This window comes from Neobacillus paridis, assembly GCF_016765675.1.
In the GTDB taxonomy this organism is placed as follows: domain Bacteria; phylum Bacillota; class Bacilli; order Bacillales; family Cytobacillaceae; genus Neobacillus; species Neobacillus paridis.
In genome coordinates, this window is record NZ_JAESWB010000179.1 from 1 (window position 1) to 573 (window position 573).

The following is a 573-nucleotide window of genomic DNA, read 5'->3' on the forward strand; positions in this document are numbered from 1 at the left end:
CCATCCATGCCAACAGCCCGCGCGATGCACTGACGCGCCTGGAAAACATGCTGGGCATGGCGGGCATGCAATTGTCGCCGCGGGCAGCGCGGCAGCAGATCGCGTCGGCGCTGACCGTGGTGGTGCAGGTCGCGCGGCTGTCGGATGGCCGCAGGCGCGTCATCAGCGTGCAGGAAATCACCGGCATGGAAGGCGATATGGTGACCATGCAGGAAGTGTTCGCATTCCGGCAGACCGGCGTGGCCGCTTGCGGCACGGTCGAAGGCAGCCATATGGTGGCCGGGATCTATCCGCGCTTCTGTGAACGCCTGCAGGCGCGCGGCGTGGCCTTGCCCGCTGCGCTATTCACTGCGGCGGCGCGGGGAGCGGCATGAACGATGATGATCTGGTCCTGGGCCTGACGGTCTTCCTGGTGGTGCTGATGCTCATAGAGGGGCTGCGCATCAGCCTGGCGATGCTGGACGACGCCATGCCGCCGTCGGCCCGCCTGCGCGAGCGGCTGCGCGATGCCGGCCCTCCAGGCCGGCAGCCGGGCGGCTCCATCGTCAAGCAGGGCAGGCTGGCGGATGCCCG

General features: G+C 68.8%; 1 protein-coding gene and 1 pseudogene. Both read left to right on the forward strand.

The genetic code is table 11. From position 1 onward, the window contains the following. A pseudogene (locus JK635_RS28420) lies at positions 1-374 on the forward strand (CpaF family protein); the annotation flags it as partial. After that, positions 371-573 (forward strand): hypothetical protein (locus JK635_RS28425; protein ID WP_202654407.1); only part of this gene is annotated, 203 nt, incomplete at its 3' end. The pseudogene JK635_RS28420 and the gene JK635_RS28425, both read left to right, overlap by 4 nt.